The organism is Streptomyces sp. NPDC046859 (assembly GCF_040645135.1).
Classification (GTDB): Bacteria; Actinomycetota; Actinomycetes; order Streptomycetales; family Streptomycetaceae; genus Streptomyces.
The window spans coordinates 48,963-75,590 of record NZ_JBEYXR010000024.1 but is presented as its reverse complement, the minus strand read 5'-3'; the positions used below and the strand labels follow the sequence as shown (position 1 = coordinate 75,590).

At 73.0% G+C, this 26,628-nt stretch carries 21 protein-coding genes and 2 pseudogenes; 15 read left to right on the top strand and 8 right to left on the bottom strand.

Going from position 1 to position 26,628, the window contains the following annotated elements; genetic code table 11:
• Nucleotides 1-55: 55 nt before the first annotated feature.
• The 6 genes from ABZ899_RS28755 to ABZ899_RS28730 are packed head-to-tail and all read left to right on the top strand — an operon-like array spanning nucleotide 56 to nucleotide 9,495.
• On the top strand, nucleotides 56-1,348 hold the full coding sequence (locus ABZ899_RS28755) for a sugar ABC transporter substrate-binding protein (RefSeq protein WP_361351359.1): 1,293 nt from the start codon (nucleotides 56-58) through the stop codon (nucleotides 1,346-1,348).
• Between the two features lie 6 nt (nucleotides 1,349-1,354).
• Nucleotides 1,355-2,248 (top strand): sugar ABC transporter permease, encoded by an 894-nt coding sequence (locus ABZ899_RS28750; RefSeq protein WP_361351357.1) that lies wholly within the window; start codon nucleotides 1,355-1,357, stop codon nucleotides 2,246-2,248.
• Nucleotides 2,245-3,153, top strand: a complete 909-nt coding sequence (locus tag ABZ899_RS28745) for a carbohydrate ABC transporter permease (protein ID WP_361351355.1) — start codon at nucleotides 2,245-2,247, stop codon at nucleotides 3,151-3,153. Before ABZ899_RS28750 ends, ABZ899_RS28745 begins: the two co-directional genes overlap by 4 nt.
• A 37-nt stretch (nucleotides 3,154-3,190) precedes the next feature.
• Complete coding sequence (locus ABZ899_RS28740) at nucleotides 3,191-4,447, top strand: glycosyl hydrolase (RefSeq protein WP_361351354.1); 1,257 nt, start codon at nucleotides 3,191-3,193, stop codon at nucleotides 4,445-4,447.
• The gene (locus ABZ899_RS28735; RefSeq protein WP_361351352.1) at nucleotides 4,444-6,444 is read left to right on the top strand and encodes an endo-beta-N-acetylglucosaminidase; all 2,001 of its coding nucleotides are present in this window, start codon (nucleotides 4,444-4,446) and stop codon (nucleotides 6,442-6,444) included. The genes ABZ899_RS28740 and ABZ899_RS28735 overlap by 4 nt, the downstream gene beginning before the upstream one ends.
• A gap of 36 nt (nucleotides 6,445-6,480) precedes the next feature.
• The gene (locus tag ABZ899_RS28730) at nucleotides 6,481-9,495 is read left to right on the top strand and encodes a glycoside hydrolase family 38 C-terminal domain-containing protein (protein WP_361351350.1); all 3,015 of its coding nucleotides are present in this window, start codon (nucleotides 6,481-6,483) and stop codon (nucleotides 9,493-9,495) included.
• Nucleotides 9,496-9,557: 62 nt separating this feature from the next.
• Here ABZ899_RS28730 and ABZ899_RS28725 read toward each other — a convergent pair.
• A pseudogene (locus ABZ899_RS28725) lies at nucleotides 9,558-9,743 on the bottom strand (GntR family transcriptional regulator); the annotation flags it as partial.
• A gap of 57 nt (nucleotides 9,744-9,800) precedes the next feature.
• Between ABZ899_RS28725 and ABZ899_RS28720 the strand changes: the two are divergent.
• The 3 genes and pseudogenes from ABZ899_RS28720 to ABZ899_RS28710 form a co-directional block, all read left to right on the top strand.
• A pseudogene (locus tag ABZ899_RS28720) lies at nucleotides 9,801-10,034 on the top strand (short-chain dehydrogenase); the annotation flags it as partial.
• 83 nt (nucleotides 10,035-10,117) lie between these two features.
• Nucleotides 10,118-11,089 (top strand): aldo/keto reductase, encoded by a 972-nt coding sequence (locus tag ABZ899_RS28715; protein WP_361351348.1) that lies wholly within the window; start codon nucleotides 10,118-10,120, stop codon nucleotides 11,087-11,089.
• Nucleotides 11,086-11,394 carry an L-rhamnose mutarotase gene (locus tag ABZ899_RS28710; RefSeq protein ID WP_361351346.1) on the top strand — a complete coding sequence of 103 codons (309 nt, stop codon included), beginning with the start codon at nucleotides 11,086-11,088 and terminating at the stop codon, nucleotides 11,392-11,394. The genes ABZ899_RS28715 and ABZ899_RS28710 overlap by 4 nt, the downstream gene beginning before the upstream one ends.
• Nucleotides 11,395-11,535: 141 nt before the next feature.
• Here the strand turns inward: ABZ899_RS28710 and ABZ899_RS28705 are convergent, their stop codons facing one another.
• Nucleotides 11,536-12,957, bottom strand: a complete 1,422-nt coding sequence (locus tag ABZ899_RS28705; RefSeq protein ID WP_361351344.1) for a lipase maturation factor family protein — start codon at nucleotides 12,955-12,957, stop codon at nucleotides 11,536-11,538.
• 166 nt (nucleotides 12,958-13,123) lie between these two features.
• Here ABZ899_RS28705 and ABZ899_RS28700 point away from each other — a divergent pair, with 166 nt between their 5' ends.
• Nucleotides 13,124-15,214, top strand: coding sequence for a SpoIIE family protein phosphatase (locus ABZ899_RS28700; protein WP_361351342.1), 2,091 nt, complete (start codon nucleotides 13,124-13,126; stop codon nucleotides 15,212-15,214).
• A 34-nt stretch (nucleotides 15,215-15,248) separates the two neighbouring features.
• The gene (locus ABZ899_RS28695) at nucleotides 15,249-16,112 is read left to right on the top strand and encodes a DNA-formamidopyrimidine glycosylase family protein (RefSeq protein ID WP_361351340.1); all 864 of its coding nucleotides are present in this window, start codon (nucleotides 15,249-15,251) and stop codon (nucleotides 16,110-16,112) included.
• A gap of 181 nt (nucleotides 16,113-16,293) precedes the next feature.
• Here the strand turns inward: ABZ899_RS28695 and ABZ899_RS28690 are convergent, their stop codons facing one another.
• The 3 genes from ABZ899_RS28690 to ABZ899_RS28680 all read right to left on the bottom strand — a co-directional run bounded on the left by ABZ899_RS28690 (nucleotide 16,294) and on the right by ABZ899_RS28680 (nucleotide 18,306).
• Nucleotides 16,294-16,947, bottom strand: a complete 654-nt coding sequence (locus tag ABZ899_RS28690) for a zf-HC2 domain-containing protein (RefSeq protein ID WP_361351339.1) — start codon at nucleotides 16,945-16,947, stop codon at nucleotides 16,294-16,296.
• A 151-nt stretch (nucleotides 16,948-17,098) separates the two neighbouring features.
• Nucleotides 17,099-17,614, bottom strand: a complete 516-nt coding sequence (locus tag ABZ899_RS28685; RefSeq protein WP_361351338.1) for a hypothetical protein — start codon at nucleotides 17,612-17,614, stop codon at nucleotides 17,099-17,101.
• Nucleotides 17,615-17,760: 146 nt separating this feature from the next.
• Nucleotides 17,761-18,306 (bottom strand): sigma-70 family RNA polymerase sigma factor, encoded by a 546-nt coding sequence (locus ABZ899_RS28680; protein WP_361351336.1) that lies wholly within the window; start codon nucleotides 18,304-18,306, stop codon nucleotides 17,761-17,763.
• 212 nt (nucleotides 18,307-18,518) lie between these two features.
• Between ABZ899_RS28680 and ABZ899_RS28675 the strand changes: the two genes are divergently transcribed.
• The gene (locus ABZ899_RS28675; protein WP_361351335.1) at nucleotides 18,519-19,664 is read left to right on the top strand and encodes a CapA family protein; all 1,146 of its coding nucleotides are present in this window, start codon (nucleotides 18,519-18,521) and stop codon (nucleotides 19,662-19,664) included.
• 6 nt (nucleotides 19,665-19,670) lie between these two features.
• Here ABZ899_RS28675 and ABZ899_RS28670 read toward each other — a convergent pair whose 3' ends face one another.
• Nucleotides 19,671-20,144, bottom strand: coding sequence for a MarR family transcriptional regulator (locus ABZ899_RS28670; RefSeq protein ID WP_361351333.1), 474 nt, complete (start codon nucleotides 20,142-20,144; stop codon nucleotides 19,671-19,673).
• Nucleotides 20,145-20,201: 57 nt separating this feature from the next.
• Between ABZ899_RS28670 and ABZ899_RS28665 the strand changes: the two genes are divergently transcribed.
• Nucleotides 20,202-21,017: an alpha/beta hydrolase gene (locus ABZ899_RS28665; RefSeq protein ID WP_361351331.1), complete on the top strand. Its 816-nt coding sequence runs from the start codon at nucleotides 20,202-20,204 to the stop codon at nucleotides 21,015-21,017.
• A gap of 18 nt (nucleotides 21,018-21,035) precedes the next feature.
• On the opposite strand, the gene ABZ899_RS28660 is transcribed toward ABZ899_RS28665, so the two are convergent.
• A complete protein-coding gene (locus ABZ899_RS28660) occupies nucleotides 21,036-21,497 on the bottom strand; it encodes a universal stress protein (protein ID WP_361351329.1) in 462 nt (153 codons plus the stop codon).
• Nucleotides 21,498-21,586: 89 nt separating this feature from the next.
• On the opposite strand from ABZ899_RS28660, the gene lysX reads away from it, so the two are divergent.
• Both lysX and ABZ899_RS28650 read left to right on the top strand, forming a co-directional pair.
• A complete protein-coding gene (gene lysX, locus ABZ899_RS28655; RefSeq protein ID WP_361351328.1) occupies nucleotides 21,587-24,868 on the top strand; it encodes a bifunctional lysylphosphatidylglycerol synthetase/lysine--tRNA ligase LysX in 3,282 nt (1,093 codons plus the stop codon).
• 92 nt (nucleotides 24,869-24,960) lie between these two features.
• A complete protein-coding gene (locus ABZ899_RS28650; protein ID WP_361351326.1) occupies nucleotides 24,961-25,812 on the top strand; it encodes a polysaccharide deacetylase family protein in 852 nt (283 codons plus the stop codon).
• Between the two features lie 31 nt (nucleotides 25,813-25,843).
• On the opposite strand, the gene ABZ899_RS28645 is transcribed toward ABZ899_RS28650, so the two are convergent.
• Nucleotides 25,844-26,503: a class F sortase gene (locus ABZ899_RS28645; protein WP_361351325.1), complete on the bottom strand. Its 660-nt coding sequence runs from the start codon at nucleotides 26,501-26,503 to the stop codon at nucleotides 25,844-25,846.
• Nucleotides 26,504-26,628 lie beyond the last annotated feature (125 nt).

The following is a 26,628-nucleotide window of genomic DNA, read 5'->3' as shown; positions in this document are numbered from 1 at the left end:
GCGTGCAGGGTCTGCCCCGTCCCACCAACCCGCCCATCAAGGAGGCCGGTTCACGGTGCCCCTCTCCCATAGAGCCCTCGCTGCCGCATTCGCCGTCTGTGTCGCGCTCCCCCTCAGCGCCTGCGGTTCGTCAGGGGGCGACAGCGCCGGCGCCGACGCCTCCGGCAAGGTCGAAGGGGACATCACCTTCCAGACCTGGAACCTGCGCGCCAACTTCAAGGACTACTTCGAAGGCGTGATCGCCGGCTTCGAGAAGGAGTACCCCGGCACCGAGGTCAAGTGGATCGACCAGCCCGCCGAGGGCTATGCGGACAAGATCAGCGCCGACGCGGCGGGCGGCACGCTCCCCGACGTCGTGAACGTCTCGCCCGACCTCGTCGCCCCGCTCGCCAAGGCGGGCCTCGCCCTCGACCTGGACAAGGCGGCCGGAAAGTACAAGAAGGAGTACCTGGACGGCGCCTGGGCCAGCCACCAGGTGCCGGGCACGCAGGGCACGTACGCCTTCCCCTGGTACCTCAACACCGGCCCGCTCTTCTACAACAAGACGCTCTTCGAAAAGGCCGGCCTCGACCCCGAGCAGCCGCCGAAGACGTACGACGAGGTCTTCGACGCCGCCCTCACCATGGCGGAGAAGACGGACGGCAAGGTCGCCACCCTCGCCAACGTCCCCACCATCGAGGACTTCGGCCGCTACGGCGTCCCGCTGATGAACAAGGAGGGCACCGCCTTCGCATTCAACAGCGCCAAGGGCATCGAACTCCTCACCAAATACAAGGAGTTGTACGACGCCAAGGCGCTCGACCCGCAGGCGCTCACCGCCACCCCCGAGTCCTCCGGCAAGAAGTTCCTCACCGGTGCCGTCGCCATGAACCCCGGCAGCGCGCTCGACCTCGGCACCTTCAAGAAGCAGGCGCCCCACCTGTACAAGAACATCGGGATCACCGACCAGATCACCAGCACCGGGCACGTCAACATGTACGTGATGGGCGTGATGGTCAACGCGCAGACCAAGCGCACCCCCGCCGCCGTCGCCTTCGCGCACTACGTCACCGACGCCGAGCACCAGATGTCCTTCGCCAAGAAGGTCGCCATCTTCCCCAGCACCGCCGGCTCCCTCGACGACCCGTACTTCACCGAGGAGGACGGCACCGACGAGACCCGTGTGCGGGTCGCCGCCGCCAAGTCGCTGAAGAACGCGGTGAACTACACGCCCGTGCTGTTCAGCGAGCAGATGAAGACGGCGCTGCGCAACGAGGTCGCCAAGGCGCTGCAGGGCAAGGAGAGCCCGAAGGAAGCGCTCGACAACGCTGTCGCGGCCTGCGACCGGCTCCTCCAGCAGCAGGGCTAGCCGACCATGGCCAGCCCGACCGTGTCCCGGGTGCGGCGGCAACTGCCGTCCAGCCCCTGGCTGTTCGCCGCCCCGGGCCTGCTGATCACCGGCGCGTTCATCCTCTACCCGTTCGTCTCCACCCTGGTCAACGCCTTCACCGACCGCCGCACCCTGATCCCGGGCCGCTTCGTGGGCCTCGCGAACTTCCGGGAACTGCTCCACGACGACATGTTCTGGATCGGGTTGCGCAACAGCACGCTGTACGTCCTCGTCGTGGTCCCCGCCCTCGTCGTCCTGCCCCTGCTGCTCGCGCTGCTCGTGCAGAAGAACATCCCCGGCATCACCTTCTTCCGGTCCGCCTTCTACACCCCGGTCGTCGCCTCGATCGTCGTCGTGGGACTGATCTGGGTGTGGCTGCTCGACGAACGCGGCCTGGTGAACTCCCTGCTGGAGGCCGTCGGTGTGGGCAGGGTCGGCTTCCTCAGCGACCAGTGGCTGCTCCTGCTGAGCGCCATGGCCGTGACGGTGTGGAAGGGCCTCGGCTACTACATGATCATCTACCTGGCCGCGCTCGCCGACGTGCCCCGCGAACTGCACGAGGCCGCCGCCGTCGACGGGGCGGGCGCCGTCCGGCGCTTCCTCACCGTCACCGTGCCCGCCGTGCGCTCCACCATGGTCCTGGTCGGCGCGCTGTCCTCGGTCGCCGCCTTCAAGGTGTTCTCCGAGGTGTACCTGATGGCCGGCCCGAGCGGCGGCCCGGCCGGCGAGGACACCACCCTCGTCATGCTCGTCCAGCGCACCGGCACCGGACTGACCGGCCGGGTCGGCTACGCCTCCGCGATCTCGGTCGTCGTCTTCGCCGTCACCGTCGCCCTGATGCTGCTCGTGCTGCGGGCCGACCGGAAGGACGCGTCATGAGCGTCATCGACAAGGCGCCCCCCGCCCCCGCGCGGCCGGCCGCCCCGCGCGGACCCCGGATCACCGACGAACACGGCCGCCGCGTGCGCGTCTGGGAACTCGCCCTGCGCTACCTGCTGCTGCTCGGGGTGCTCGCCCTCACCGTCGGCCCGTTCCTGTGGCAGCTCTCGACGTCCCTCAAGGGGCCCACCGAGGACATCTTCAGCTCCCCGCCCCGCTTCCTGCCCGCCGACCCCACCCCGCACAACTACGAACGGGTCGCCGACACCATCCCGGTCTGGGACTACGCCCTCAACTCGCTCAAGGTCGCCGCCGCCAACGTCGTCACCAACTGCGTCGGCGCGGCCCTCTCGGGCTACGCGCTCGCCCGGCTGCGCTACCGGGGCCGCACGGCCGCCACGCTCGTCTTCATCCTCGCGATGCTCGTCCCGGTGGAGGGCATCATCATCGCCCAGTTCACCACCATGCGGGAGCTCGGCCTGAACAACACCCTGATCGGGGTCGTCCTGCCCGGCTGCGTCAGCGCCCTCAACGTGCTGCTGATGCGCAACGCCTTCCTCAATCTGCCGTACGAGATCGAGGAGGCGGCCTTCGTCGACGGCGCGAACGTCTGGCAGCGCTTCCTGCGCGTCGCCGTGCCGTCCGTGAAGGGCACCCTCGCGGTCGTCGCGATCTTCGCCTTCATGGGCGCCTGGGACGACTTCCTGTGGCCGCTCATCGTCCTCAGCGACCCGTCCAAGTTCACCCTGACCATCGGCCTCAACTATCTGCACGGCACCTTCGCCAACGACGAACGCCTCGTCGCCGCCGGCACGATCATCGCCGTCGCCCCGCTGATCGCCCTGTTCGCCTGCCTCCAGCGGTACTTCTTCCGCGGGGTCGGCGAGGGCGCCGTCAAGGGCTGAACACGACCTTCCCCGCATCTCCGTCACAAGGACACGCATGCCTCCTGCCGTGCGCTTCGGCGTCAACTACACCCCGAGTGAAGGGTGGTTCCACCACTGGCTGGACTTCGACCTGGACTCCGTGCGCGCCGACCTCGACTCCATCGCCGCGCTGGGCCTGGACCACATCCGGGTCTTCCCGCTGTGGCCCTACTTCCAGCCCAACCGCACCCTGATCCGGGGACGGGCCGTCGAGCATCTGCTCCAGCTCGTCGACGCCGCCGCCGAACGCGGCCTCGACGTCAACGTGGACGGTCTGCAGGGCCACTTGAGCAGCTTCGACTTCCTGCCGGCCTGGACCCGCACCTGGCACCGCCGCAACCTCTTCACCGACCCGGACGTCCTCGACGGCCAGGCCGCCTACCTCCGCACCCTCGCCGCCGCCCTCGCCGGCCGGCCGAACTTCCTCGGCATGACGCTCGGCAACGAGGTCAACCAGTTCTCCGCCGGCCCCCACCCCGATCCCGACCGGGCCACCGAGGACGACATCGACCGCTGGCTCACCCGCATGCTCGCCGCCTGCGAGGAGGGCGCCCCGGGCCGGCTGCACCTGCACGCCGAGTACGACGCCACCTGGTACCAGGACGACCAGCCGTTCACCCCCGCCCAGGCCGCCCGGCACGGCGCCGTCACCGCCGTCCACTCCTGGGTGTTCAACGGCACCGCCCAGCGCCACGGCCGCTCCTCCGTCCCCTCCGAGCACCACGCCGCCTACCTGATCGAGCTCAGCAAGGCGTGGGCCGACGACCCGCACCGCCCGGTGTGGCTCCAGGAGGTCGGCGCGCCCGCGCCCCTCGTACCGCCCGAGCACGCCGCCGCGTTCACCGAGGCGACCGTCGCGAACGCCCTGGACTGCCCCGGCCTGTGGGGCGTCACCTGGTGGTGCTCCCACGACGTGTCCCGCGACCTCGCCGACTTCCCCGAACTCGAGTACGGGCTCGGCCTGCTGGCCAACGACCGCACCCCGAAGGACACCGCCCGGGTGCTGGAGCGGGCGGCCCGCGCGGCACCCCGCACGCCCGCGCCCCGCACGACGGCCCTGATCGTCCCCGCCGATCCGGCCCGCCGCTCGCTCTGCGCCCCGGGCGGCCCCGTCTTCGACGCCTTCTTCCGGCTCACCGCCGACGGCGTCCGCCCCACCACCGTCCTCGACACCCGCGCGGACGACCGCGCCCACCTCCGCGCACGCGGCATCACCGAAGCCGTCGCTCCCGATCAGGTACTCCCCACCCCCCATGGAGGCACCCGCTCGTGAACCCCACCAGACGCACCGTCCTCATCGCCGGCGCCACGGCCGCGCTTCTGCCGTCCCTCCCCGCGCACGCCGCTGCCAAGGCCCCGGCGGGCCCGCCGTACGCGTCCTACTGGTACCCGGACTCCCTGCCCGCCGGGACGCCGGGCCCCGGCATCACCTGGCGCAGCCTGAAGGCCTGGCACCCGGCCGACGACACCGACCTCGCCTTCAACGCGTCCACCGTCCCGCTCGCCCCCCGCTTCACCCCGGCCCCGGCCAACCCGACCGCGCGCGCGGGCCAGGCCCGCATCCAGTCCCTGGTGTCCTTCGGGCCCACCGCGGGCAACCCCTCGCAGGGGTCGGCCACCGCCGACCATTACGCCCTCACCCACTGGGCGTACATCGACGAGCTGGTGTTCTGGGGCGGTTCCTCCGGCGAGGGACTGATCCTCGCGCCCAACGCGCCGATCGTGGACGCGGCCCACCGGCACGGCGTGCCCGTCCTCGGCAATGTCTTCCTGCCGCCCGTCGCCTACGGCGGGCAGCTGCGGTGGACCCGGGACCTGGTGCGGCGGGACGCGGCGGGGCGGTATCCGCTGGCCGCGAAGCTGGTCGAGGTGGCGAAGGCGTACGGCTTCGACGGCTGGTTCGTGAACGCCGAGACCGGGGGCGGCGACGCCGCGCTCGGCGCGGACATGCTCGGCTTCCTGAGGGAGCTGAGGACCCGCGCCCGCGCCGAGGGGCAGCGGGTCACCTGGTACGACGCGATGACCGTGAACGGCTCCGTGAGCTGGCAGGGTGCACTGAACGCACAGAACGAACCCTTCTTCCAGGCCGCCGACGACCTGTTCGTCGACTTCCGCTGGACCGCGGCGAAGCTGGCCACCTCCGGGCAGCGGGCGGAGCAACTGGGCTGCGACCGGTACGCGTTGTGGGCGGGCGTCGACGTCGAGTCCAACGGCTGGAACACGTCCGTCGACTGGGACGCCGTCGTGCCCCGCGACCGCTCCCACGTGGTGTCGCTCGGCTTCTACCGGCCCGAGTGGACCCGCAACCAGCTGCCCGCCGACCGCAGGACGCCCGGCGACTTCCACCGGGCCGACGACCTCTTCTGGACCGGGCGGTCCCTCGACCCGTCACGCCCGGACGCCACCGACGGCTGGCGGGCCCCGGCCGTCTCCGTCGCCGACCGGTCCACGGTGACCGCGCTGCCGTTCGCCAGCGTCTTCAACACCGGGCACGGGCTGCGCTGGTACGAGAAGGGGGTGGTGACCTCGGACACGCCCTGGAACCATCTGGGACTCCAGGACCGGCTGCCCTCCCGCCGCTGGGTCGTCCGCACCGACGGGCGACGGCCCACGGTGGCCTTCGACTTCGAGGACGCCTGGCACGGCGGGTCCAGTGTGCTCGCCGCCGGGGAACTCGACCGGCCCGCCGTCCTGGACCTGTACGCGACCCGGCTGCCGCTCACCCGGGACACGGTCGTGGAGCTGACCCACCGCACCGACGCCGGACGCGTCGACGTGGAGCTCGCCGTCGCCACCGCCGACCCGGGCGGACCGGGGGAGGCCCCGCCGTACACCTACCACCCCGTGACCACGGGCGACGGCTGGACGACCACGACCGTACGGCTCACCGGCCTCACCGGCACCGTGCACGCCCTCGGGGTGCGGCTCACCCCGGCCGGCGGCGGTCCCGTGCGCTGGCGGCTCGGCGGCATCGCCGTGCACGACGCGGCCCCCACGCCCGCCGCCCCCTCGGGTTTCCGCGTCACCGGCGCGTCCGGCGGCGACCTGCGCTTCGCCTGGAACCCCGCGCCCGGCGCGACCCGCCACCACACCCTGCACCGCGTGCTGCCCGACGGCACCCGGCGCTTCCTCGGCGGCACCTGCCAGCACGCCTTCTTCACCGGAGGGCTGCGGCCCGAACCGGGTGAGCCGGCGGCACGGTTCGAACTGCGCGCCGTAGGGGAGCTGTACACCACGTCGGCCCCCGTGACCGTGACCCACCGCTGGTGACCACCGCCCGGACGACCTACCGATGGAGCATCCCGCATGCATGACGACCGCGCCCTGGTCGAAGCCCGCCTGAAGCGCGTCCTCGACGAACGCATCCGCCCCGCCGTGTACCCGGAGTCCGTGCCGCTGGACGTGGCCGTGTGGCACGCGCCGGGCGAGCCGGTGCCGGTCGCCGAGGGGCTCGCCGCCACGCCCGAGCCGATCGGGGTCGGAGCCCGCTGGGGCGCTCCCTGGGGCACCAGCTGGTTCCGGGTCACCGGGACCGTCCCCGAGGCGTGGGCCGGGCGGACCGTCGAGGCGCTGCTCGACCTCGGCTTCGACGAGAACATGCCCGGCTTCCAGTGCGAGGGCCTCGTGTACCGGCCCGACGGCACCCCGGTGAAGGGGCTCAACCCCCGCAACCAGTGGGTGCGCGTGGCCGCGCCCGCCGAGGGCGGCGAGGAGGTGTGGCTGCACATCGAGGCGGCCTCCAACCCCGTCATCCTCGACTACCACCCCTTCCTTCCCACCCGGCTGGGCGACAAGGAGACCGCGGGCGGCGCACCGCAGTACACCCTGACCCGGATGGACCTCGCCGTCCTCGACGAGGAGGTCTGGCACCTGGTCATCGACTTGGAGGTGCTCGGCGAGCTGATGGCCGAACTGCCGGTCGACTCGGCCCGGCGCTGGGACCTCCTGCGGGCGGTGGAACGGGCCCTGGACGCCGTGGACCTCCAGGACGTCAACGGCACCGCGGCCGCGGCCCGCGCCCGCCTCACCGACGTCCTCGCGGCGCCCGCCGTACCGTCCGCCCACCGCGTCAGCGCCGTCGGGCACGCGCACATCGACTCGGCGTGGCTGTGGCCGCTGCGCGAGACCGTGCGCAAGGTGGCCCGCACCACCTCCAACATGACCGCCCTCATCGAGGACGAACCCGACTTCGTCTTCGCCATGTCCCAGGCGCAGCAGTGGGCGTGGGTGAAGGAGCACCGGCCCGAGGTGTGGGCACGGGTGAAGAAGGCCGTCGCCGACGGGCGGTTCGTCCCGGCGGGCGGCATGTGGGTGGAGTCCGACACCAACATGCCCGGCTCCGAGGCGATGGCCCGGCAGTTCGTGCACGGCAAGCGGTTCTTCCTCGACGAGTTCGGCATCGAGAACGACGAGGCGTGGCTGCCCGACACCTTCGGCTTCGCCGCCGGACTGCCCCAGATCATCAAGGCCGCCGGCTCCAAGTGGCTGCTGACGCAGAAGATCTCCTGGAGCCGGACCAACAAGTTCCCCCACCACACCTTCCGGTGGGAGGGCATCGACGGCACCCGGATCTTCACCCACTTCCCGCCCGTCGACACCTACAACTGCTCGATGAAGGGCAGCGAGATCGCGCACGCGGCCCGCAACTTCAAGGACAAGGGCCGCGCCCGGCACTCGCTGGCCCCGACCGGCTGGGGCGACGGAGGCGGCGGCACGACCCGCGAGATGATCGCCAAGGCGGCCCGGCTGCGCGACCTGGAGGGCTCGGCGACCGTGGTCTGGGAGACCCCGGACGCCTTCTTCCGCAAGGCCGAGGCCGAGTACCCGGACGCCCCGGTCTGGGTCGGCGAGCTGTACCTGGAGCTGCACCGGGCCACCCTCACCAGCCAGGCGCAGACCAAGCAGGGCAACCGGCGCAGCGAGCACCTGCTGCGCGAGGCGGAGCTGTGGGCGGCGACGGCCGCGGTGCGCACCGGTTTCCCCTACCCCCACGAGGAGCTGGACCGGATCTGGAAGACGGTGCTGCTGCACCAGTTCCACGACATCCTGCCCGGCTCCTCCATCGCCTGGGTGCACCGCGAGGCCCGCGCCACGTACGCCCGGCTGGCCGGTGAGCTGGAGGCGATCATCGACGCGGCCCAGCGCGCCCTGGCGGGGGAGGGGACGACCGAGCTCGTCTTCAACGCCGCGCCGCACGCCCGCGCGGGGGTGCCGGCGGGCGGCGCGCGCCCACCGGTGACCGACGGCCGCACCTCTCTCGCTCCGCGCCCGGACGGCGGCTTCGTCCTCGACAACGGCCTGCTGCGCGTGGAGATCGACGCGCGCGGACTCGTCGTGTCCGCGTACGACGTCGAGGCAGAGCGCGAGACGGTCGCGCCGGGCGGGGCCGCCGGCCTCCTCCAGCTGCACCCGGACTTCCCGAACATGTGGGACGCCTGGGACGTCGACGCCTTCTACCGGCACACCGTCACCGACCTCACCGACGCGGACGAGATCGCGCCCGGCACCGACGGAACCTCGGTGCGCGTCGTGCGGTCCTTCGGGGAGTCCCGGGTCGTCCAAGTGCTGTCGCTGGCCCCGGGGGAGCGGCGGGTGCTGTTCGACACCGAGGTCGACTGGCACGAGACGGAGAAGTTCCTGAAGCTGGCGTTCCCGCTCGACGTGCACGCCGAACGCTACGCGTCCGAGACGCAGTTCGGGCACTTCCACCGGCCCACCCACACCAACACGAGCTGGGAGGCGGCCAAGTTCGAGGCGTGCAACCACCGGTTCGTGCACGTGGAGGAGCCCGGCTGGGGCGTCGCCGTCGTCAACGACTCGACGTACGGCCACGACGTGACCCGGACCGTCCGCACCGACGGGGACCGGGGCACGAGCACCACGGTCCGCGTCTCGCTGCTGCGCGCCCCGCGCTTCCCGGACCCGGAGACCGACCAGGGCGTGCACCGCTTCCGGCACGCCCTGGTGCCGGGCGCGGGGATCGGGGACGCGGTGCGGGAGGGCTGGCGGATCAACCTGCCCGAGCGGCGGCTGGCCGGCGGCCGCGAGGTGGCCCCGCTGGTGACCGTCGACCGGGACGCCGTGGTCGTCACCGCCGTGAAGCTGGCGGACGACGGCAGCGGGGACGTGGTGGTCCGTCTGCACGAGGCGCACGGCGGCCGGGTGCGGGCCACGCTGCGGGCCGGCTTCGAGGTGGCGGACGTGACGGCGACCGACCTGCTGGAACGCCCCCTGCCGGAGACGCCGGAGCACACCGGCCGGGACGTCGCGCTGCGGCTGCGGCCGTTCGAACTGGTGACGCTGCGGCTGCGGCGGACGTGAGGCGGCGGCGGGGCGGGCGCCGTCCGGCCCCGCCCCCTGCCGTCAGAGGGCGTCTGGCTGGGGCGCAGCCATTCCTCCACCTCGCCCACGTGCGCCGCGGGCCGCCTCCGGGGCGTGGGCGGCCACGGCGCGGTGGATCGCGGCGTCCTCGCGGCGGGTGCGCTCGAAGGGCACCCTCCTGGTAGCCGCGGGCCACACCCGGATGCGAAGGTGCGCGACGACAGGTCCTCCAGCATCGCGGCCATAGACCCGGCCGGCGCCTTCCGGGCCGCCGACCTCCGGACCCGACGGAAGGGGCACACGGCATGACCGACTTCGACGGACTCACGGCGCTGGTGACGGGAGGCGCCTGCGGCCTCCTCGCCGGACGCGGCACCCGCGTCGGCGTCCTCGACCTCGACCCGTCCGACCGGGACAGACCGCTGCTCGCGGACCACGCCGCCGTCGAGCACGACGACGACACCGAGCGGCACCGGGCCCTGGACGTCGACGGCGTCGGCATGGTCCGCGGGGCCCGCGGCGCGCTCCCGCATCCGCGGTGCCCACGGCCCGGCGCCACCACCGGAACCGCCCTCGCCGTCGACGGCGGCACGCGGGGACCGCTCCACAGGCCGGTCGCCCGGTGAACCGGCTCGGCCGCACCGGCGTCCAGGTCAGCCCCCTCGGCTTCGGCGGGGCCGCCATCGGCAACCTCTACCGCGAGGTCGGCGAGGAGCAGGCGCACCAGGCGGTGGCCGCCGCCTGGCAGGCGGGCGTCCGCTACTTCGACACCGCCCCCCACTACGGACTCGGCCTGTCCGAACGCCGCCTCGGCGCCGCCCTGCGGCAGTACCCGCGCGACACGTACACGATCTCCACCAAGGTCGGCCGCCGGCTGGAGCCGGTGCCCGGTCCCACGGGCGACGACCTGGCCGACGGGTTCGCCGTCCCCGCCGACCGGCGCCGCGTGTGGGACTTCAGCGCGGACGGCGTACGCCGCACCCTGGAGGCCGGCCTGGAGCGGCTCGGTCTCGACCGGGTCGACGTCGTCTACCTCCACGACCCCGACGACCACGGTGAACAGGCCTTCCGCGAGGGCTATCCCGCCCTGGAGAAGCTGCGCTCCGAGGGCGTCGTGGGCGCCATCGGGGCCGGGATGAACCAGACCGCCATGCTGACCCGCTTCGTCACGGACACCGACGTCGACGTGGTGCTGTGCGCGGGCCGCTACACGCTGCTGGACCAGAGCGCCCTGGACGACCTGCTGCCCCTGGCCGTCGAATGCCGCACGTCCGTCGTCGTCGGCGGCGCCTTCAACTCCGGCCTGCTGGCCGACCCGCGGCCCGGCGCGACCTACGACTACGCCCAGGCGCCGACGCACCTGGTGGAGCGGGCACTGCGCGTCAAGGCACTCGCCGAACGCCACGGCATCACCGTGCGGGCCGCCGCCCTCGCGTTCTGCGCCGCCCACCCGGCCGTCGCCAGCGTCCTCGTGGGCGCCCGGTCCGCCGCCGAAGTCACGGACTGCGTCGAGCAGTTCGCGACGCCCGTGCCGACGGGGTTCTGGCAGGACCTGCTCGAGTCCGGTCTGCTGTCCGAGGAGGCGTCGCCATGAGAGTCGCCCTGCGCACCGAAGTCCGCACCGACCGTGTCGACGCGTACGAAGCCGCCCACCGGGACGTCCCGGAGGAGCTCACCGACGCCACCCGCGCGGCCGGGGCGACCTCCTGGACGATCTGGCGCGGCGGCCTCGACCTCTTCCACGTCCTGGAGTGCGAGGACTACGGCCGTCTCCTCGCCGAGCTGGAGGAACTGCCCGTCGACGTGGCCCGGCAGGCCCGCACGGCCCGGCTCCTCGACGTGGCGCACGACCACTCCCGCGCCGGCGCCGGCCTCCCGGTGGTGCGGGAGCCGCCGTGACGGTCGTCGACGCCCACCACCACATCGGGACCGGCCGGTGCGCACGCCGGCGGCCTCGTACGGGCAGGTGCGCGACGCGGCACGTGGACTCACCGGCCCCGTAGGCCACCGGCAGGTCTACGAGCGCACGGCCGTCCGCGTCTACGGCCTCCGGGGGTCGCCCGCGAGCCGGGTCGGCGGCAGGTACTCGCGCACATACGTCCGCTCCCAGCACGCGCCCGTCTCCCGCAGCTCGCGCCACGTCGTGTACCGGTAGCGGAAGAGCCGGGCCCGTACGAAGCGCGGCGGCTCGTGTGCCGGGAACGGCGAGCGGCGCAGCAGTCTCAGCGTGGCGCGGTCGTTCTCCAGGAGCCGCTCCACCAGCGTCCCGAACCACGACCCGGCGTACGAGGGCGACAGCGCGGCGAACCACATCAGCCAGTCCAGCCGCAGATGGTAGGGGGCGAACTGGCGGGGCCAGCGCCGGGGATCACCGGGCTTGCCCTTGAACTCGTACTCCCGCCAGTCCGAGTCCTCGCGCGGCGTCCCGTCCGCGGTGCCCTCGATCACCACCTCGTAGCGGACCCGGCTGACACTGCCGAAGGCGCCGTAGGTGTTGACCAGGTGCAGCGGGTCGAAGGACCGGTTCATGACCTGGCGGCGGGAGATCATGTTGGCGACCGGCCGGTAGCTGAGGCCGACCAGGACGGCGGCGACCGCGAGCACCGTGACCTCGTACCACAGCGGTGCGTCCGGCCGGTCCGGCGGATCGGCCGGGAACGCGACCGCCGACAGGGCCAGCACGATGGTGATCCAGTTCAGCCAGGCGAAGTTGCCGGACAGCACCAGCCACAGCTGGGTGGCGATCATCAGGGCCGCCGCGGCCGTCGCGACCGGCTGGGGGGCGAAGAGGAGGAACGGCACCACCAGCTGGGTGACGTGGTTGGCGGCCACCTCGACCCGGTGCAGCGGCTTCGGCAGATGGTGGAAGAACCAGCTCAGCGGCCCCGGCATCGGCTGCGTCTCGTGATGGTGGTCCAGGCAGGTCAGCTTCCGCCAGCAGGCGTCGCCGCGCATCTTGATCAGCCCGGCGCCGAACTCCACGCGGAACAGGATCCAGCGCAGCAGGAACAGCACCACGACCGGCGGGGCCACCTCGTCGTTGCCCAGCCAGACCGCCGCGAAGCCGACCTCCAGGAGCAGCGACTCCCAGCCGAAGGAGTACCAGGTCTGGCCGACGTTCACGATCGACAGGTACAGCGCCCACGGCACCAGCCACAGCAGCAGGGCCGCCCACAGCGGCACCAGGGAGTCCGCACCGGCCAGCAGCGCGGCCGACACCGCGCAGCCCGACCAGGCGCAGACGGCGAAGAACCGGTCCGAGTAGTGCAGTTGGAACACGCTCGGCGCGGCTCTGAACGGCACCCGCGCCACGAAACGCGGCACGGGCAGCAGGCCCCGCGACCCCATCAGCGCCCGGAACTGCAGGGCCGCCGTCAGGAACGCGACCAGGTAGACAGCCGCCAGGGCCCGCTGGAACACCAGCCGGCTCGTCTCGTACGCCGGTGCGACGAACCAGTCCACGGCCGCGCCCTCCTCTCCCGGTGCCGACGCTCCGCCATGCTCTCGCCCTGCCATGGTCGCGCCCCGGGCACACCTGCCGCCCCGCCTGTCACTCCTTCGCGCGTCGCGCGTGCTCCCTCCCGCCGCCCCAGTCGAAGAATCGGGTAAATGCTGGCAAGGTGGCCCCATGGTTGATCGGGGAGCGAGCGCCCTGTCACTCCCGGACGACTGGCCCACCCACCCGGAACCGATCCTGGCGCTCAACCGCATGGGCAGCTTCGACTGGGACCTGGACAGCGGGCTGTTCCACATGGACGCCCAGGCCCACGAGGTCTTCGACCTGCGCCCCGACGAGTACGACGGCCGCCCCGAGAGCCTGTCCGCGCGGGTCCCGCGGGCCGAGGCCTTCCGCCTCGACGGACTGGTCTCCCAGGCCCTGAAGGACGGCAGCGAGAACTACGGCGCCTACTTCCGCATCCGCACCCGTGCCGGCACGCTGCGCTGGACGCACACCCAGGGCTACATCCGGCGGGACGAGACCGGCCGGCCGCGCCGCATCATCGGCATCGTCCGCGACGCCACCGACGAACTCGCCGAGAGCGAGGAACGGCTCGAACAGGCCGCCGAGGACGAGGCGCGGCGCCGGCAGACCAACGTCGTGCAGCTCACCACGGCGGCTCTCGCGCACGCCCGCACCGTCCAGGACGTCATCGACATCCTCAAGGACACCCAGGGCCTCACCCTCCTCGGCGCCAAGAGCCTCGTCGTGGGCCTCGTCGAGGCCGGCAGCCGCATCCGGCTCGTCGCCGAGGGCCCCGCGGGCAGCTTCGTCCCCGGCACCCTGGTCACCCGGATCGACGAGCCGTACCCGATGAGCGAGGTGGTCCGGACCCTCAGCCCCCGCTTCATCGAGTCGCCGGAGGAGTTCGCCGAGAACTACCCGATCCTCTGGCCGCACATCACCGGCCTGCACATCACCGCCGCCGCCTACCTGCCGCTGATCGCGCAGGCCCGCCCGATCGGCGCCATCGGCCTCCTCTACAGCGACCGGGGCGGGTTCTCCGCGGAGGACCGCAACGTCCTCGTCGCCCTCGGCAGCAGCATCGCCCAGAGCCTCCAGCGGGCCATGCTCTACGAACAGGAGAAGGACCTCGCCACGGGCCTCCAGCAGGCCATGCTGCCGCGCACCATCCCCAGCGTGCCCGGCGCCGAGGTCGCCGTCCGCTACCGCGCCGCCGGGGCCGCGGGCACCCTCGGACGGGACATCGGCGGCGACTGGTACGACCTGATCCCGCTGCCCGGGGGCCGGGTCGGCGCCGTCATCGGCGACGTCCAGGGCCACGACACGCACGCCGCCGCCGTCATGGGCCAGCTCCGCATCGTGCTGCGCGCCTACGCCGCCGAGGGCCACACCCCGGCCACCGTGATGGCCCGCGCCTCCGTCTTCCTGCACGAACTCGACACCGACCGCTTCGCGACCTGCCTCTACGCGGAGGCCGACCTGTCCACCGGGGTCGTCCAGGTCGTCCGCGCCGGCCACATCGACCCGATGCTGCGCGAGCCCGGCGGTGCCTGCCGCCGCGTTCCCGTCGAGGGCGGGCTGCCGCTCGGACTGTCCGCCGAGTTCGGCAGCCTCGAGTACCCGGTCGGCACGCTGGAGCTCGACGCCGACCACACGCTCCTGCTGTGCACCGACGGCCTGGTCGAACTGCCGGGCGCCGACCTCGACGAGGGCATGCGCACCCTCACCGGGCTCATCGGCGCCGGCCCCCTGGACGTCCGGGAACTCGCCGACCGGCTCATCGACGTCGCCGAGGAGCGCGGCGGCGACGACGACGTGGCCCTGCTCCTGCTGCGCCGCCGCGTCCTCGACACCCCGCAGGCCGGCGGCCGGCTCCAGCAGCACGTCGCCCCCGGCGACCCGGAGGCGCTGACCGGCGCCCGGCACATGATCCGCGCCGCCGTGCGCGCCTGGAGCGCCGGTGACCGCGCAGACGAGATCGAACTGGTCGCCGACGAGCTGATCACCAACGCCCTCATGCACACCGAGGGTGCCGCCGTGGTCACCCTGCGGGTCCTCGCCGGCACCGACCGCCGGTTGCGCGTCGAGGTGGAGGACTCCTCCAGCGCTTTGCCGCGGCGCCGCGAGGCGGGGGAGTCCGGGGTGTCCGGCCGGGGCCTGCTCCTGGTCGACCTGCTGACCGACGTGTGGGGCGTGGAGGCGCGCGGCGGCGGCAAGGCCGTGTGGTGCGAGTTCGTGGTGCCGGAGCGGGCCTGATGGCGTTGCCGGTGGCGGATGGCACTCTTGACGTATGCCGGAACTCCCCGAGGTGGAAGCGCTCAAGGACTTCCTCACCGAACACCTGGTCGGACACGAGATCGTCCGGGTGCTGCCCGTCGCGATCAGCGTCCTGAAGACGTACGACCCGCCCGTCGGCGCGCTGGAGGGCCACCGGGTGACCGCCGTGCACCGCTACGGCAAGTTCCTCGATCTGGAGACGGACGGCGGGCCCCGTCTCGTGACCCACCTGGCGCGGGCGGGCTGGCTCCACTGGAAGGACCAGCTGCCGAGCGGCCTGCCGCGCCCCGGCAAGGGGCCCCTCGCGCTGCGGGTGGCTCTGGAGACCGGGGCCGGCTTCGACCTGACGGAGGCCGGCACCCAGAAGCGGCTCGCGGTGTACGTCGTGGCGGACCCGCGGGAGGTGCCCGGGGTCAGCCGTCTCGGCCCCGATCCGCTCGCGGACGACTTCGACGAGGCGCGGTTCGCCGCCCTGCTGAAGGACGAACGCCGCCAGATCAAGGGCGCCCTGCGCGACCAGAGCCTGATCGCCGGGGTGGGCAACGCCTACAGCGACGAGATCCTGCACGCCGCGAAGATGTCGCCGTTCAAGCTGGCGGCGTCGCTGAGCCCCGAGGACGTCACCCGCCTGTACGAGGCGCTGCGGACGACGCTCACCGGGGCGGTCGAGCGCTCGCGCGGGATCGCGGCCGGGCGCCTGAAGGCGGAGAAGAAGAGCGGCCTGCGCGTGCACGGCCGCACGGGCGAGCCCTGTCCGGTGTGCGGCGACACCATCCGCGAGGTCTCCTTCAGCGACTCCTCGCTCCAGTACTGCCCGACCTGCCAGACGGGCGGAAAACCACTGGCGGACCGCAGGCTGTCACGGCTCCTGAAGTAGCCCCTCAGGTCAGGCCCCGCGAGGCTGGCGGGGCGCCGGGCTGGGCGGGGTCCACGGCCCGCGCGCCGGGCGGTGCCGGCTCCCCGGGACGGCCGTCACCCGGTCCACGTCGAGCCCTTTTCGCGCTGCTCACGCGCGGGCACGGTCCGCCGGGCCGAGGGAACCCCACGGTTCAGCCGTGTCATCCGGGCTTGATCGTCACCAGGTGCTCCCCGTCCGAGGTCCGCACCTCGTAGCGCGCGATCTCGTCGGTGTGCATCGCCGAGGCGCCCTTCATGGTGTTCTCGCGGGCGTCGTGGCGGGCGGCCGACCAGCTGGTCACCGTCTCCTCGGCGCCGTCCCGGCCGACGGCGATCAGATGGCAGGCGCGCGGGCCGGCGCCGTCCTTGACCTTGAGCTCGACCTGGGTGCCGTAGACCTCGTTCTCCGTTCTGACCTGCGCCCACACCCCCGAGCGCGCGTCCGTGGCCTCGACGACCTGGCGGGTGTGCTCCTCGCCGGTCGCCATGAGCGCCACCCCGGGGCCGACGAGGGCTATCACCACCGAGGCGGCCAGCGCGTACAGGGTGCGCCGGCGGCCGGCGCGGTGCCGTGCGGCCACCGTGTCGAGCAGCCGGTTCAGCATCTGCGGGCCCGGCTGGGTCATGGGGTGCACGAAGCGCGGCGTGGACCGCCGGTACAGCATCAACTGGCGGGTGACGGGCCCGAACTCGGTCACGTGTGCGCTGCACTGAGCGCACTCCATGAGGTGGTCCTCGAAGCGGAACGCCTCCGCCTCGCTGAGCACGCCGAGCGCGTACGCGGCGACGTCGCGATGCCTCTCCAGGGACCTCATGCCGAATCCTCGTGCCGTTGGGTGTGGGGTGTGTTACTCCGTGCGCCCATTGGTACGCACCGGGCCGCCGAAACACTCAAGCCACACACAGAATCGCAACCAGGGGATTCGGAGCGGTCGGCGCCGAGGATTGGTCCCGCGGGAGAAATTCTCAGAAAAGGTGGATGGCCAGGTGTCCGAGGGGCAGCCCGAGCTGCCACGCGGGCGTCCAGACCTTGGGACCCTCGTCCTCGCCGCCCGAGGTGCCACCCCCCGGCACCGCGTTCAGGTCGGGGGCGAGCAGCTCGGTCTCCCGCAGCCAGCGCCAGGCCGCCTCGGCGAGCCGCAGATCGGGGTCCGGCCCCCCCGACTCGGCGGCCCGCCCCGCGAGCGCGGCCATCGTCTCGCGCACCCAGTGCTGCCACGGCTGGTCGTAGGCGGTCAGGGACAGCCACGTCTCCAGCTGGGTGACGACCCGGATGCCGGACAGCTCGCCCTCGGTGTCCGACAGGAAGATGGTCAGCGCCAGCGCGTCACGGCCGGCGCGGAACTCGAAGGACGTCGGTGGCATCAGATCACCGGTGCGCAGCAGCTCGTCGGCGATGTACTCGGCGTACAACCACGCCATGGGGACGGTGAGTTCGCCGCCGCCTGTGCCGTCCGTGCTCTCCTGACCTGTGTGCAGCATCCCTTCCTGCCTTCCTCCGGTGGGTGCGTCGCCCCACCCCGGGGTCGTGGGCCCTTGCCCTATCCGGAACACGGATGGGGACAGCCGATTACTCAACCGGGGTGTTCAGCAAGGCGCTTTACGGAGGTTTGACTCGGCCGTCGGTTTCACCGCAGGTCGGGCGCGTATCCCGGAAGCACCCTGCGCAGGGCGCGAAGCGCGTAGTAGGCGCGCGACTTCACCGTACCGGGCGGAATCCCGAGGGCCCGGGCCGCTTCCGCCACGCTCGCCCCCTGGAAGTACACCAGCACCAGGACGTCACGGTGCTCGGGAGTGAGAGTCTTCACAGCCTCGCGGACGTCGAGCGCCTCGGCGGCCCGCTCGGCGTGATCGGACATGACGCGGGCGTTCTCCAGTATCGCGTCCCCGACCTCGGCCGGACGTGCCTGCCGGGCCCGCCGCGCGTCGATCGCGAGCCGCCGGGCGACGGTCATCAGCCACGGGCGGACGGAGTCGAAGTCGTCGGCGCGCAGGGCCTCGGGATGCTGCCAGGCGCGCACCAGCGTCTCCTGTGCCAGATCCTCGGCCCGCTGCCGGTCTCCGTCGCAGAGCCGGAGGAGGAGCGCGAAGAGGGGCCGGCCGTGCTCGCGCTGCAGTGCGGCGAGCTCGTGCTCGGCGGTCGTCCTGGTCGTGAGGGTGGTTCCGGCCGTCATGGCCGTATCGCAGCGCAACCCCCGATCGGGGGACAGGGCGCGCGCAACGGCCTGCGGCGGACGGTCGATCGCGTCGGCGAACGGTGCGGTGAACGGTCCCTTCCGCCTGCGGCGGGTGCGCGGACGGGCTAATCGGAGTGGCCGAATTGTTTGCGATGGTGTCCCGCTTCGTACCTATTTGATGCGTATATACGACCACAAGGGGTGAGCTGATGATCGCACGCAGTCGGCTTGTGGCCATCGCTGTCACAGCCGTCCTCGCCGCAGGTGCCGCCTGCCAGGCCCACAACCGCGAGGTCGCGGGCCGGTCGGGTGCGTCCGCCGGTCCCCGCGGCTTCACGCTCGTCGCCTCCGGCGACGTGCTGCCGCACACGTCCGTCATCGACCGCGCGCGCTTCGACGCCGGGGGCAAGGGGTACGACTTCCGTCCGATGCTCGCCGGGGCCAAGCCCGTCGTCTCCGCCGCCGACCTGGCGCTGTGTCATATGGAGACCGTCTACGGCGAGAACGGCGAGTACACCGGCTACCCCCTGTTCAAGTCGCCGCCCGAGGTCGCCCGCGGTCTCGCCGCCACCGGCTACGACGGCTGCTCCACGGCCTCCAACCACAGCCTCGACGACGGCGCCGCCGGTATCCTGCGCACGCTGAACGCCCTCGACCGGGCGAAGGTGAAGCACGCCGGCACCGCGCGGGCGGAGGGCGAGTCACGCACCGCGACCGTGCTGCGGGCGGGACCGGCCAGGGTGGCGCATCTGGCGTACACGTACGGCGTCAACGACCTCCCGCTGCCTCCCGGCCAGCCGTGGGCGGTCAACCTCATCGACCAGGAGAGGATCGTGGCGGACGCCCGCGCCGCCCGGAAGGCCGGCGCCGACGTCGTGGTGGTGTCCCTGCACTGGGGCACCGAGTGGCAGGACGCCCCGGACGACGAGCAGCTGACCCTGGCCCGCGACCTCACCGCCGCGCGCACCGGCGACCGTCCCGACATCGACCTGATCCTCGGCACCCACGCCCATGTCCCGCAGGCCTACGAGAAGGTCAACGGCACCTGGGTGGTCTACGGCATGGGCGACCAGATCGCCGGCGCGATGTACAACGACCAGGGCGTGCAGGACCCGCGCGGCAACGAGTCCACCCTGGGCCGCTTCACCTTCGCGCCGCCCGCCGAGAAGGGCGGACGCTGGGAGGTGACCGAGGCGGAGTTCCTTCCGCAGCTCTTCGACGTGGACGCCGGCCGGGTGGTCGACCTCAACCGGGCCATCGCCGGCGGCGCGGACCTGCGGGGCGTGCGCGACCGCATCCGGGACGTCGTCCTCAGCCGGGGCGCGGCGGAGGACGGCCTGCGGATGGCGAAGTAGCCGCGGTCAGCCGCCGTCGGCGCGCTCCATCAGGCGCAGCAGCTCGCCGAGCACCCGCACGCACGCCGTCACGTCCGCGTCCGTGAGGTCGCCGCCCGTCTCGCGCAGCGCGCGGTGCTCGCGCGCGAGCACGGCCGTGATCGCCCGCCGTCCCGGGTCCGTGAGCCGGATCAGGGAGGACCGGCGGTGGGCCGGGTTCGGGACGCTCTCCACCAGTCCCCGCGCCGCGGCCTCGTTCACCGTGCGCTGCACGAACTGACGGCTCACGGCCAGGGCGCGGCCCATCGCCGGCACGGTCAGCGGCCCGCGCCCGTGGAGCAGGTCCAGGACCGCCCGGACCGTGACGGACAGGCCCTCGGCGGCCGCGCCCTGCTCGACGCTGTGCTGGGTGAGCCGGTACAGCGGGCCCACCAGGTCGAAGACCTCGGTCAGCCGGTGGGCCAGCTCGTCGGCGGGGAGGGGCTTGCCGGTGTCGTTCACCCGGCCATCATGACATCTCGGTTGTCAAAACGGCGAGAAGATGACACCTTGGTTGTCATGACAGCTGCTGCGGAACCCAGCTACTTCGCCTCGGCCGACGGCGACCTCGCCTACCTCGACACCGGCTCCGGCGACCCCGTGGTCCTGCTCCACCCCGGCTACGTCGACCACCGCGCCTTCGCCGGGCAGATACCGGCGCTCGCCGCCCACCACCGGGTGATCGCCCCCGACGTGCGCGGCCACGGCCTCTCCGGCAACGCCACGAAACCCTTCCGCTGGGCCGACGACCTCGCCGCCCTGCTGCGCCACCTCGGCACCGGCCCCGCCGTCCTCGTCGGGGTCTCCATGGGCGGCGTCATCGCCACCGACACCGCGCTGGAACACCCGGAACTGGTCCGCGCCGTCGTCACCTGCGGCGCCGCCACCGGCGACTTCACCTACACCGACCCGTGGACCAAGGGCATCCAGGCCGAATACGCGCGCACCCTCGGCGCCGGCGACATCGAGGGCTGGCTGCGGGCCTTCCTGCGGGTGATCCCCGGCGCACACCGCGCCGCCGCCGACATCGACCCGGAGATCGCCCGGAGCCTGCGCGAGATGGCCCTGCACACCATCTCCAAGCACACCCCGGACGAGAAGGACCGGCTCGTGCGGGTGACCGGCTCCTGGGCCCGGCTGCCCCAGCTCGATGTGCCGCTCCTGGCCCTCAACGGCTCCCTGGAACCCGCCGACATGCTCGACGCCGCCGAACGGCTCGCGCGGGCCGTCCCGCACGGCCGCACCGCGACCCTCGACGACGTGGGCCACTACCTCAACATGGAGAAGCCGGACGACTTCAACGCGGTCGTGCTCGACTTCCTGCGCACCCTCTGACCGCGGCCCGGCCCGGGGCTACGGCACCACGGTCACCGGCCAGCGCCCGGCCTTGACCAGCCGTACCGCCACCGAGCCGACGATCCGGTGCCCGGCCTGCTCCGAGGCGCCCACCACCACCGCGTCCGCCTTCAGTTCGTCCGCCGCCTTCACCAGACCGCTGTAGGGGTCGCCGCGGAAGGTGTGGAACTCCCAGCGCAGATCGAATATCCCCTTCACCCGCTCGGTCGCCTCCCGCAGATAGGCGATCAGCTCCTCGGCGATCTCGTCCGTCGTCTCCGCGACCGGCGCCCCGAGCGCGACCCCCGCCGTCATCACCGGCTGCACGTACACGAGGGCGAGCAGCGCCCGCTGCCGGCGGGCCAGCCCCGCGGCGTAGGCCGCCGCCCGCAGCGACGAGTCCGAGCCGTCCACGCCGACCACGATGACCTTGGGCCCGTCGGTACCCCGCTCGAACCGGTGCGCGTCCTGTTCCGTCACGGCACGGAGGTTATCGGAAGCCCCAGCCCCGGCCGACCGGGCAGGCCGCTCGACGGGCGGGGAGGCGGCCGCCTTCCTAGAGTCGAAGAATGACTGCCACCGTGGAGACCGCCCGCAGGAAGGGCGCCACGGGCTCGACGAGGCGCCCCGGAAACGGGGTCCTCGGCAAGGTCCCCCAGTATGTCGCGGCCTTCTTCGGCGCCCTCGGACTGCTCTGCGTGCTGCTGGCCCTGATCCCGCCGCTGCGCACGGCGCTGCGCCCCGTCGTCCGCGCCCTCGACCAGATCGTCGTCCCCGTCAGCGCGAACCTGGCCTACGCCGTCTTCCTCTTCCTGCTCGCCGCCGCGACCGCCGCCCGCAAGAAGGTCGCCTGGTGGCTGGTCGTGATCTACCTGGGCCTGCTCGTCCTCTCCGACATCCTCGGCACGGTCGTCGGCGACTACGCCGACTCCGTCCCCTCCCTCGTCGTGTGCGCGCTCGCCCTGGTGCTGCTGATCGTCGCCCGCGGCGAGTTCTACGCCGCGTCCCGCCGGGCCGCCGTACGCCGGGCCCTCGGCGTCCTCGTCGCCGGTCTCGCCGCCGGCATCCTGATCGGCTGGGGCCTCGTCGAGCTGTTCCCCGGCACCCTGCCGCAGGGCCAGCGGCTCGCCTGGGCCGCCGACCGGGTCTGCGGCGGACTCGTCTCCGGCACCAGCTACGACGGCCGCCCGCCCCGGCCCCTGTCCTTCGTGCTCGGCCTGTTCGGCGCGCTCGCCCTCCTCGACGCCGCCGCGACCCTGTTCCGTTCGCAGCGCATGGAGGCCGCCCTGCACGGCGACGAGGAGGACCGCATCCGCGCCCTGCTGCGGGCCTACGGCGACGAGGACTCCCTCGGCTACTTCGCCACCCGCCGCGACAAGGCCGTCGTCTTCTCGCCCAGCGGCAAGGCCGCCGTCACCTACCGCGTCGAGGCCGGCGTCTGCCTGGCCGGCGGGGACCCCGTCGGTGACCGGGAGGCGTGGCCGCACGCCATCGCCGCCTGGCAGGACCTGGCCCGCCGCCACGCCTGGGCGCCCGCCGTGATGGGCGCCTCCGAGGACGGCGCCACCGCCTACGCCCGCGCCGGGCTCGGCGCCCTCCAGCTCGGCGACGAGGCGATCCTGCGCGTCCAGGACTTCGACCTCGACGGCCGCGACATGCGCGTCACCCGGCAGGCCGTCCACCGGGTCCGGCGCACCGGCGCCCACTGCCGGGTCCGCCGCCACTCCGCCCTCGGCGCGGCCGAGATGGCCGACATCACCGGCCGCGCCGACGCCTGGCGGGACACCGAGACCGAACGCGGCTTCTCCATGGCCCTGGACCGACTCGGCGACCCGGCCGACGGCGGCTGCCTCCTCGTGGAGGCCCGGGACGAGGACGGCGGCCTGATCGCGCTGCTCTCCTTCGTGCCCTGGGGCCGCGACGGCGTCTCCCTGGACCTGATGCGCCGCGACCGCCGCCGCGCCCCCAACGGCGTCATGGAGTTCATGGTCGCCGAACTGTGCGCGGCCGCCCCCAAGCTCGGCATCCGCCGGATCTCGCTGAACTTCGCCGTCTTCCGCTCCGTCTTCGAGGAGGGCGCCCGTATCGGCGCCGGGCCGGTGCTGCGGATGTGGCGGCGCCTGCTGCTGTTCTTCTCCCGCTGGTGGCAGCTGGAGGCTCTGTACCGCTCCAACGCCAAGTACCGGCCCCACTGGTACCCGCGCTTCCTGTGCTACGGCGAGGCCGCGTCCCTCGCCCGCATCGGTCTGGCCTCCGGCATCGCCGAGGGCTTCGTCCCCGTACCGTCGCTCCACAAGCTGCACCGCAAGGGGCGCCCGCCCAACGGGCCCCGCCCCGCGACCACCGAAGGCCTGCCCCCGCTCGCGGCCCTCGGCCTCGACGGAGGGGACGAGGCCGAGGCGGCCGCCCCGGACGCCGGACTCCCCGAGCAGGTCCGCGTCCGGCACCGCACCCTCGACCGGCTCCGCGCGGCGGGCGTCGACCCCTACCCGGTCGGCATCCCCGCGCGCACCCACGCCCTCGCCGACGTCCCCGCCGGCCAGCGGGTCACCGTCGCCGGCCGCGTCATGCTCGTCCGCGACTTCGGCGGACTCGTCTTCGCCGTGCTGCGTGACTGGTCCGGCGACCACCAGCTCGCCCTCACCCGCGCCGAGTCCGGCGCCGCCCTCGACCGCTTCACCGCCGACTGCGACATGGGCGACCTCGTCAGCGCCACCGGCCGGGCCGGCGTCAGCGACAAGGGCGAACCCACCGTCTTCGTCACCTCCTGGCAGCTCATCGGCAAGTGCCTGCGCCCGCTGCCCGACAAACGCCGCGGCCTCGCCGACCCCGAGACCAAGGTCCGCATGCGCTACCTCGACCTGGTCTCCAGCCCCGCCGCCCGCGACACCGTCCGGGCCCGCTCCACCGCCGTCCAGGCCCTGCGCCAGGGCCTGCTGGACCGCGGATACCTGGAGGTCGAGACCCCGGTCCTCCAGCAGATCCACGGCGGCGCCAACGCCCGGCCCTTCACCACCCACATCAACGCCTACGACCTCGACCTCTATCTGCGCATCGCCCCCGAGCTGTACCTGAAGCGGCTGTGCGTCGGCGGCGTGGAGAAGGTCTTCGAGATGGGCCGCACCTTCCGCAACGAGGGCGTCGACCACAAGCACAACCCCGAGTTCACCATCCTGGAGGCCTACCAGGCGTACGCCGACTACGACGTGATGCTCGACCTCGTCCGCGACCTGATCCAGGGCTGCGCCCGGGCGGCCCTCGGCGCGGAGATCGCCCGCAAGGACGGCGAGGAGTACGACATCTCCGGGCGCTGGCCGGTCAAGACGGTGTACGGCGCGATCTCCGAGGTGCTCGGCGAGGAGATCGGCCCCGGCACCGAACTGCTGCGGCTGCACCGGCACTGCGACCGCGTGGGCGTGCCCTACACCGCCGACGACGGCCACGGCGACGTCGTCCTGGAGATGTACGAACGGCTGGTCGAGGAGACGACCCGGCTGCCCACCTTCTACAAGGACTTCCCGACCGACGTCTCCCCGCTCACCCGCCGGCACCGCGAGGACCCCCGGCTCGCCGAACGCTGGGACCTCGTCGCCTTCGGCACCGAACTCGGCACCGCCTACTCCGAGCTCACCGACCCCGTCGAACAGCGCCGCCGCCTCACCGCCCAGTCGCTGCTGGCCGCCGGCGGCGACCCGGAGGCCATGGAGCTCGACGAGGAGTTCCTCGGCGCCCTGGAGTACGCCATGCCGCCCACCGGAGGGCTCGGCATCGGCGTGGACCGGCTCGTCATGTTCCTCACCGGCCTGACCATCCGGGAGACCCTGCCCTTCCCGCTCGTCCGGCGCCGCTGACCACGACCGGGGCTCGGCCGCCCGGGTGCTTCGATGCCGCCGTCCCGGTGCCGCACTGGTGCGCCGGTCCGTGGCCGGGCGACTGATGATTCATGACGAAGGATCAGCTGCCCCCGCGTCTGCTCACCCGCCGCCGTCTGCTGGTCGCCGGAGCCGCCGCCGTCTCGGCCGCCGGCACGGCCGGAGTCCTCGCGGCGGTCGCGGGCGACGACGAGCCGGTCCCGGCCACCGCCCCGCCCGCGGGCCCCCAGGCGCACCCCGCCCGGAAGCCGAGCTCCTACCGCCTGCAGCCCCTGACCGGGTACGGCCCGCCCCGCGCGGCCCCCCGCCGGCCCCTCGTGCGGCAGGCGCCCCTGCTGCGGATGCCGGGCCGCGGCCGCATCATGCTGCTGACCTTCGACGACGGCCCCGACCGCCGCTACACCCCGCGCGTCCTGGACACCCTGCGCGCGTACGACGTACGCGCCACGTTCTTCGTGTGCGGCGAGATGGCCGACTACAACAAGGACCTCGTGGCCCGCATGGCCGACGAGGGCCACGTCGTCGGCAACCACACCTGGTCGCACCCGCTGCTGACCCGGCTCAGCCGCCGCCGGATGCGCGAGGAGATGGAACGCACCAGCGACGTCGTCGAGGACGCCTGCGGCGAGCGCCCCGTCTGGTTCCGCGCCCCCTACGGCGCCTGGAACCGGACCGCCTTCCAGCTCGGCGCCGACCTGGGCATGGAGCCCCTGGCGTGGACCGTGGACACCCTCGACTGGACCACGCCGGGCACCCGCAGAATCGTTCACGCGGTGTGGGACGGCGCCGCCCCCGGCGTCGTGCTGCTCTCGCACGACGCCGGGGGCGACCGTTCGCAGAGCGTCGCGGCCCTGCGGACCTATCTGCCGCAACTGCTGGACGCCGGGTACCACCTGACCGTCCCCGACCGGCGGCTCCTCTGACGCGGCCGGCCCGCCGGCCGGCCGGGACCCCTCAGCGGACCTCGACCAGGCCGGCGAAGACGACCACGTTCCCGTCGTAGCCGGTCTGCTTGGAGAAGCCGCCGCCGCAGGTGATGACCCGCAGCTCGGCGGTGCCCTTCGAGGCGTACACCCGGTCGCCGGGGAAGTCGTTCTTCTCGAACACCTCGATGCCGTAGATCTGGAAGACGGCCGTCTTGCCGTCCTCGCGGGCGATCTCGACGCGCTTGCCCTTCTCCAGCGACCCCAGCCCGTAGAACACCGCAGGCCCCTGGGTGTTGTCGACGTGACCGACGACCACCGCGGTGCCCTTCTCGCCCGGTGTCACGGAACCGGTGAACCAGCCCGCGAGGTTCGGGTCCTCCGGCGGCGGCGCGGCGACCCAGCCGTCCGCGTCCAGCCCGACGGGGATGATCGGCGCGTCCACCCGGATGCCGGGAATCCGGACCTGGTTCGGCATGGCGTACGGCAGGGGCCGCACGGACCGCGCGAGCCGGCCGGGCAGGTGGCTGTCGGCCGCCGCCGCCGACGCCGGCTGGGGCGGGCCGACGTCGAATTCGCCGGACCCGTTGCGGATCAGCGCGAGACCGGTCAGCAGCACCAGCGCTATCACGCCCCAGGGCGCGCGCTTCCTGCGCCGCTCCTCCGCCTGCTCCAGCTCGCACCCACACATTCGACAACCCCTCTCGACCCGGCCGTCGCCGTGTCCTTCGCGCATACCGGAACGCTAAGTCCCCCACGGCGGACCGGCGACGGGGCGGATACGAACGGGTGGCCCGGCACTTTTCGGTGCGCCAT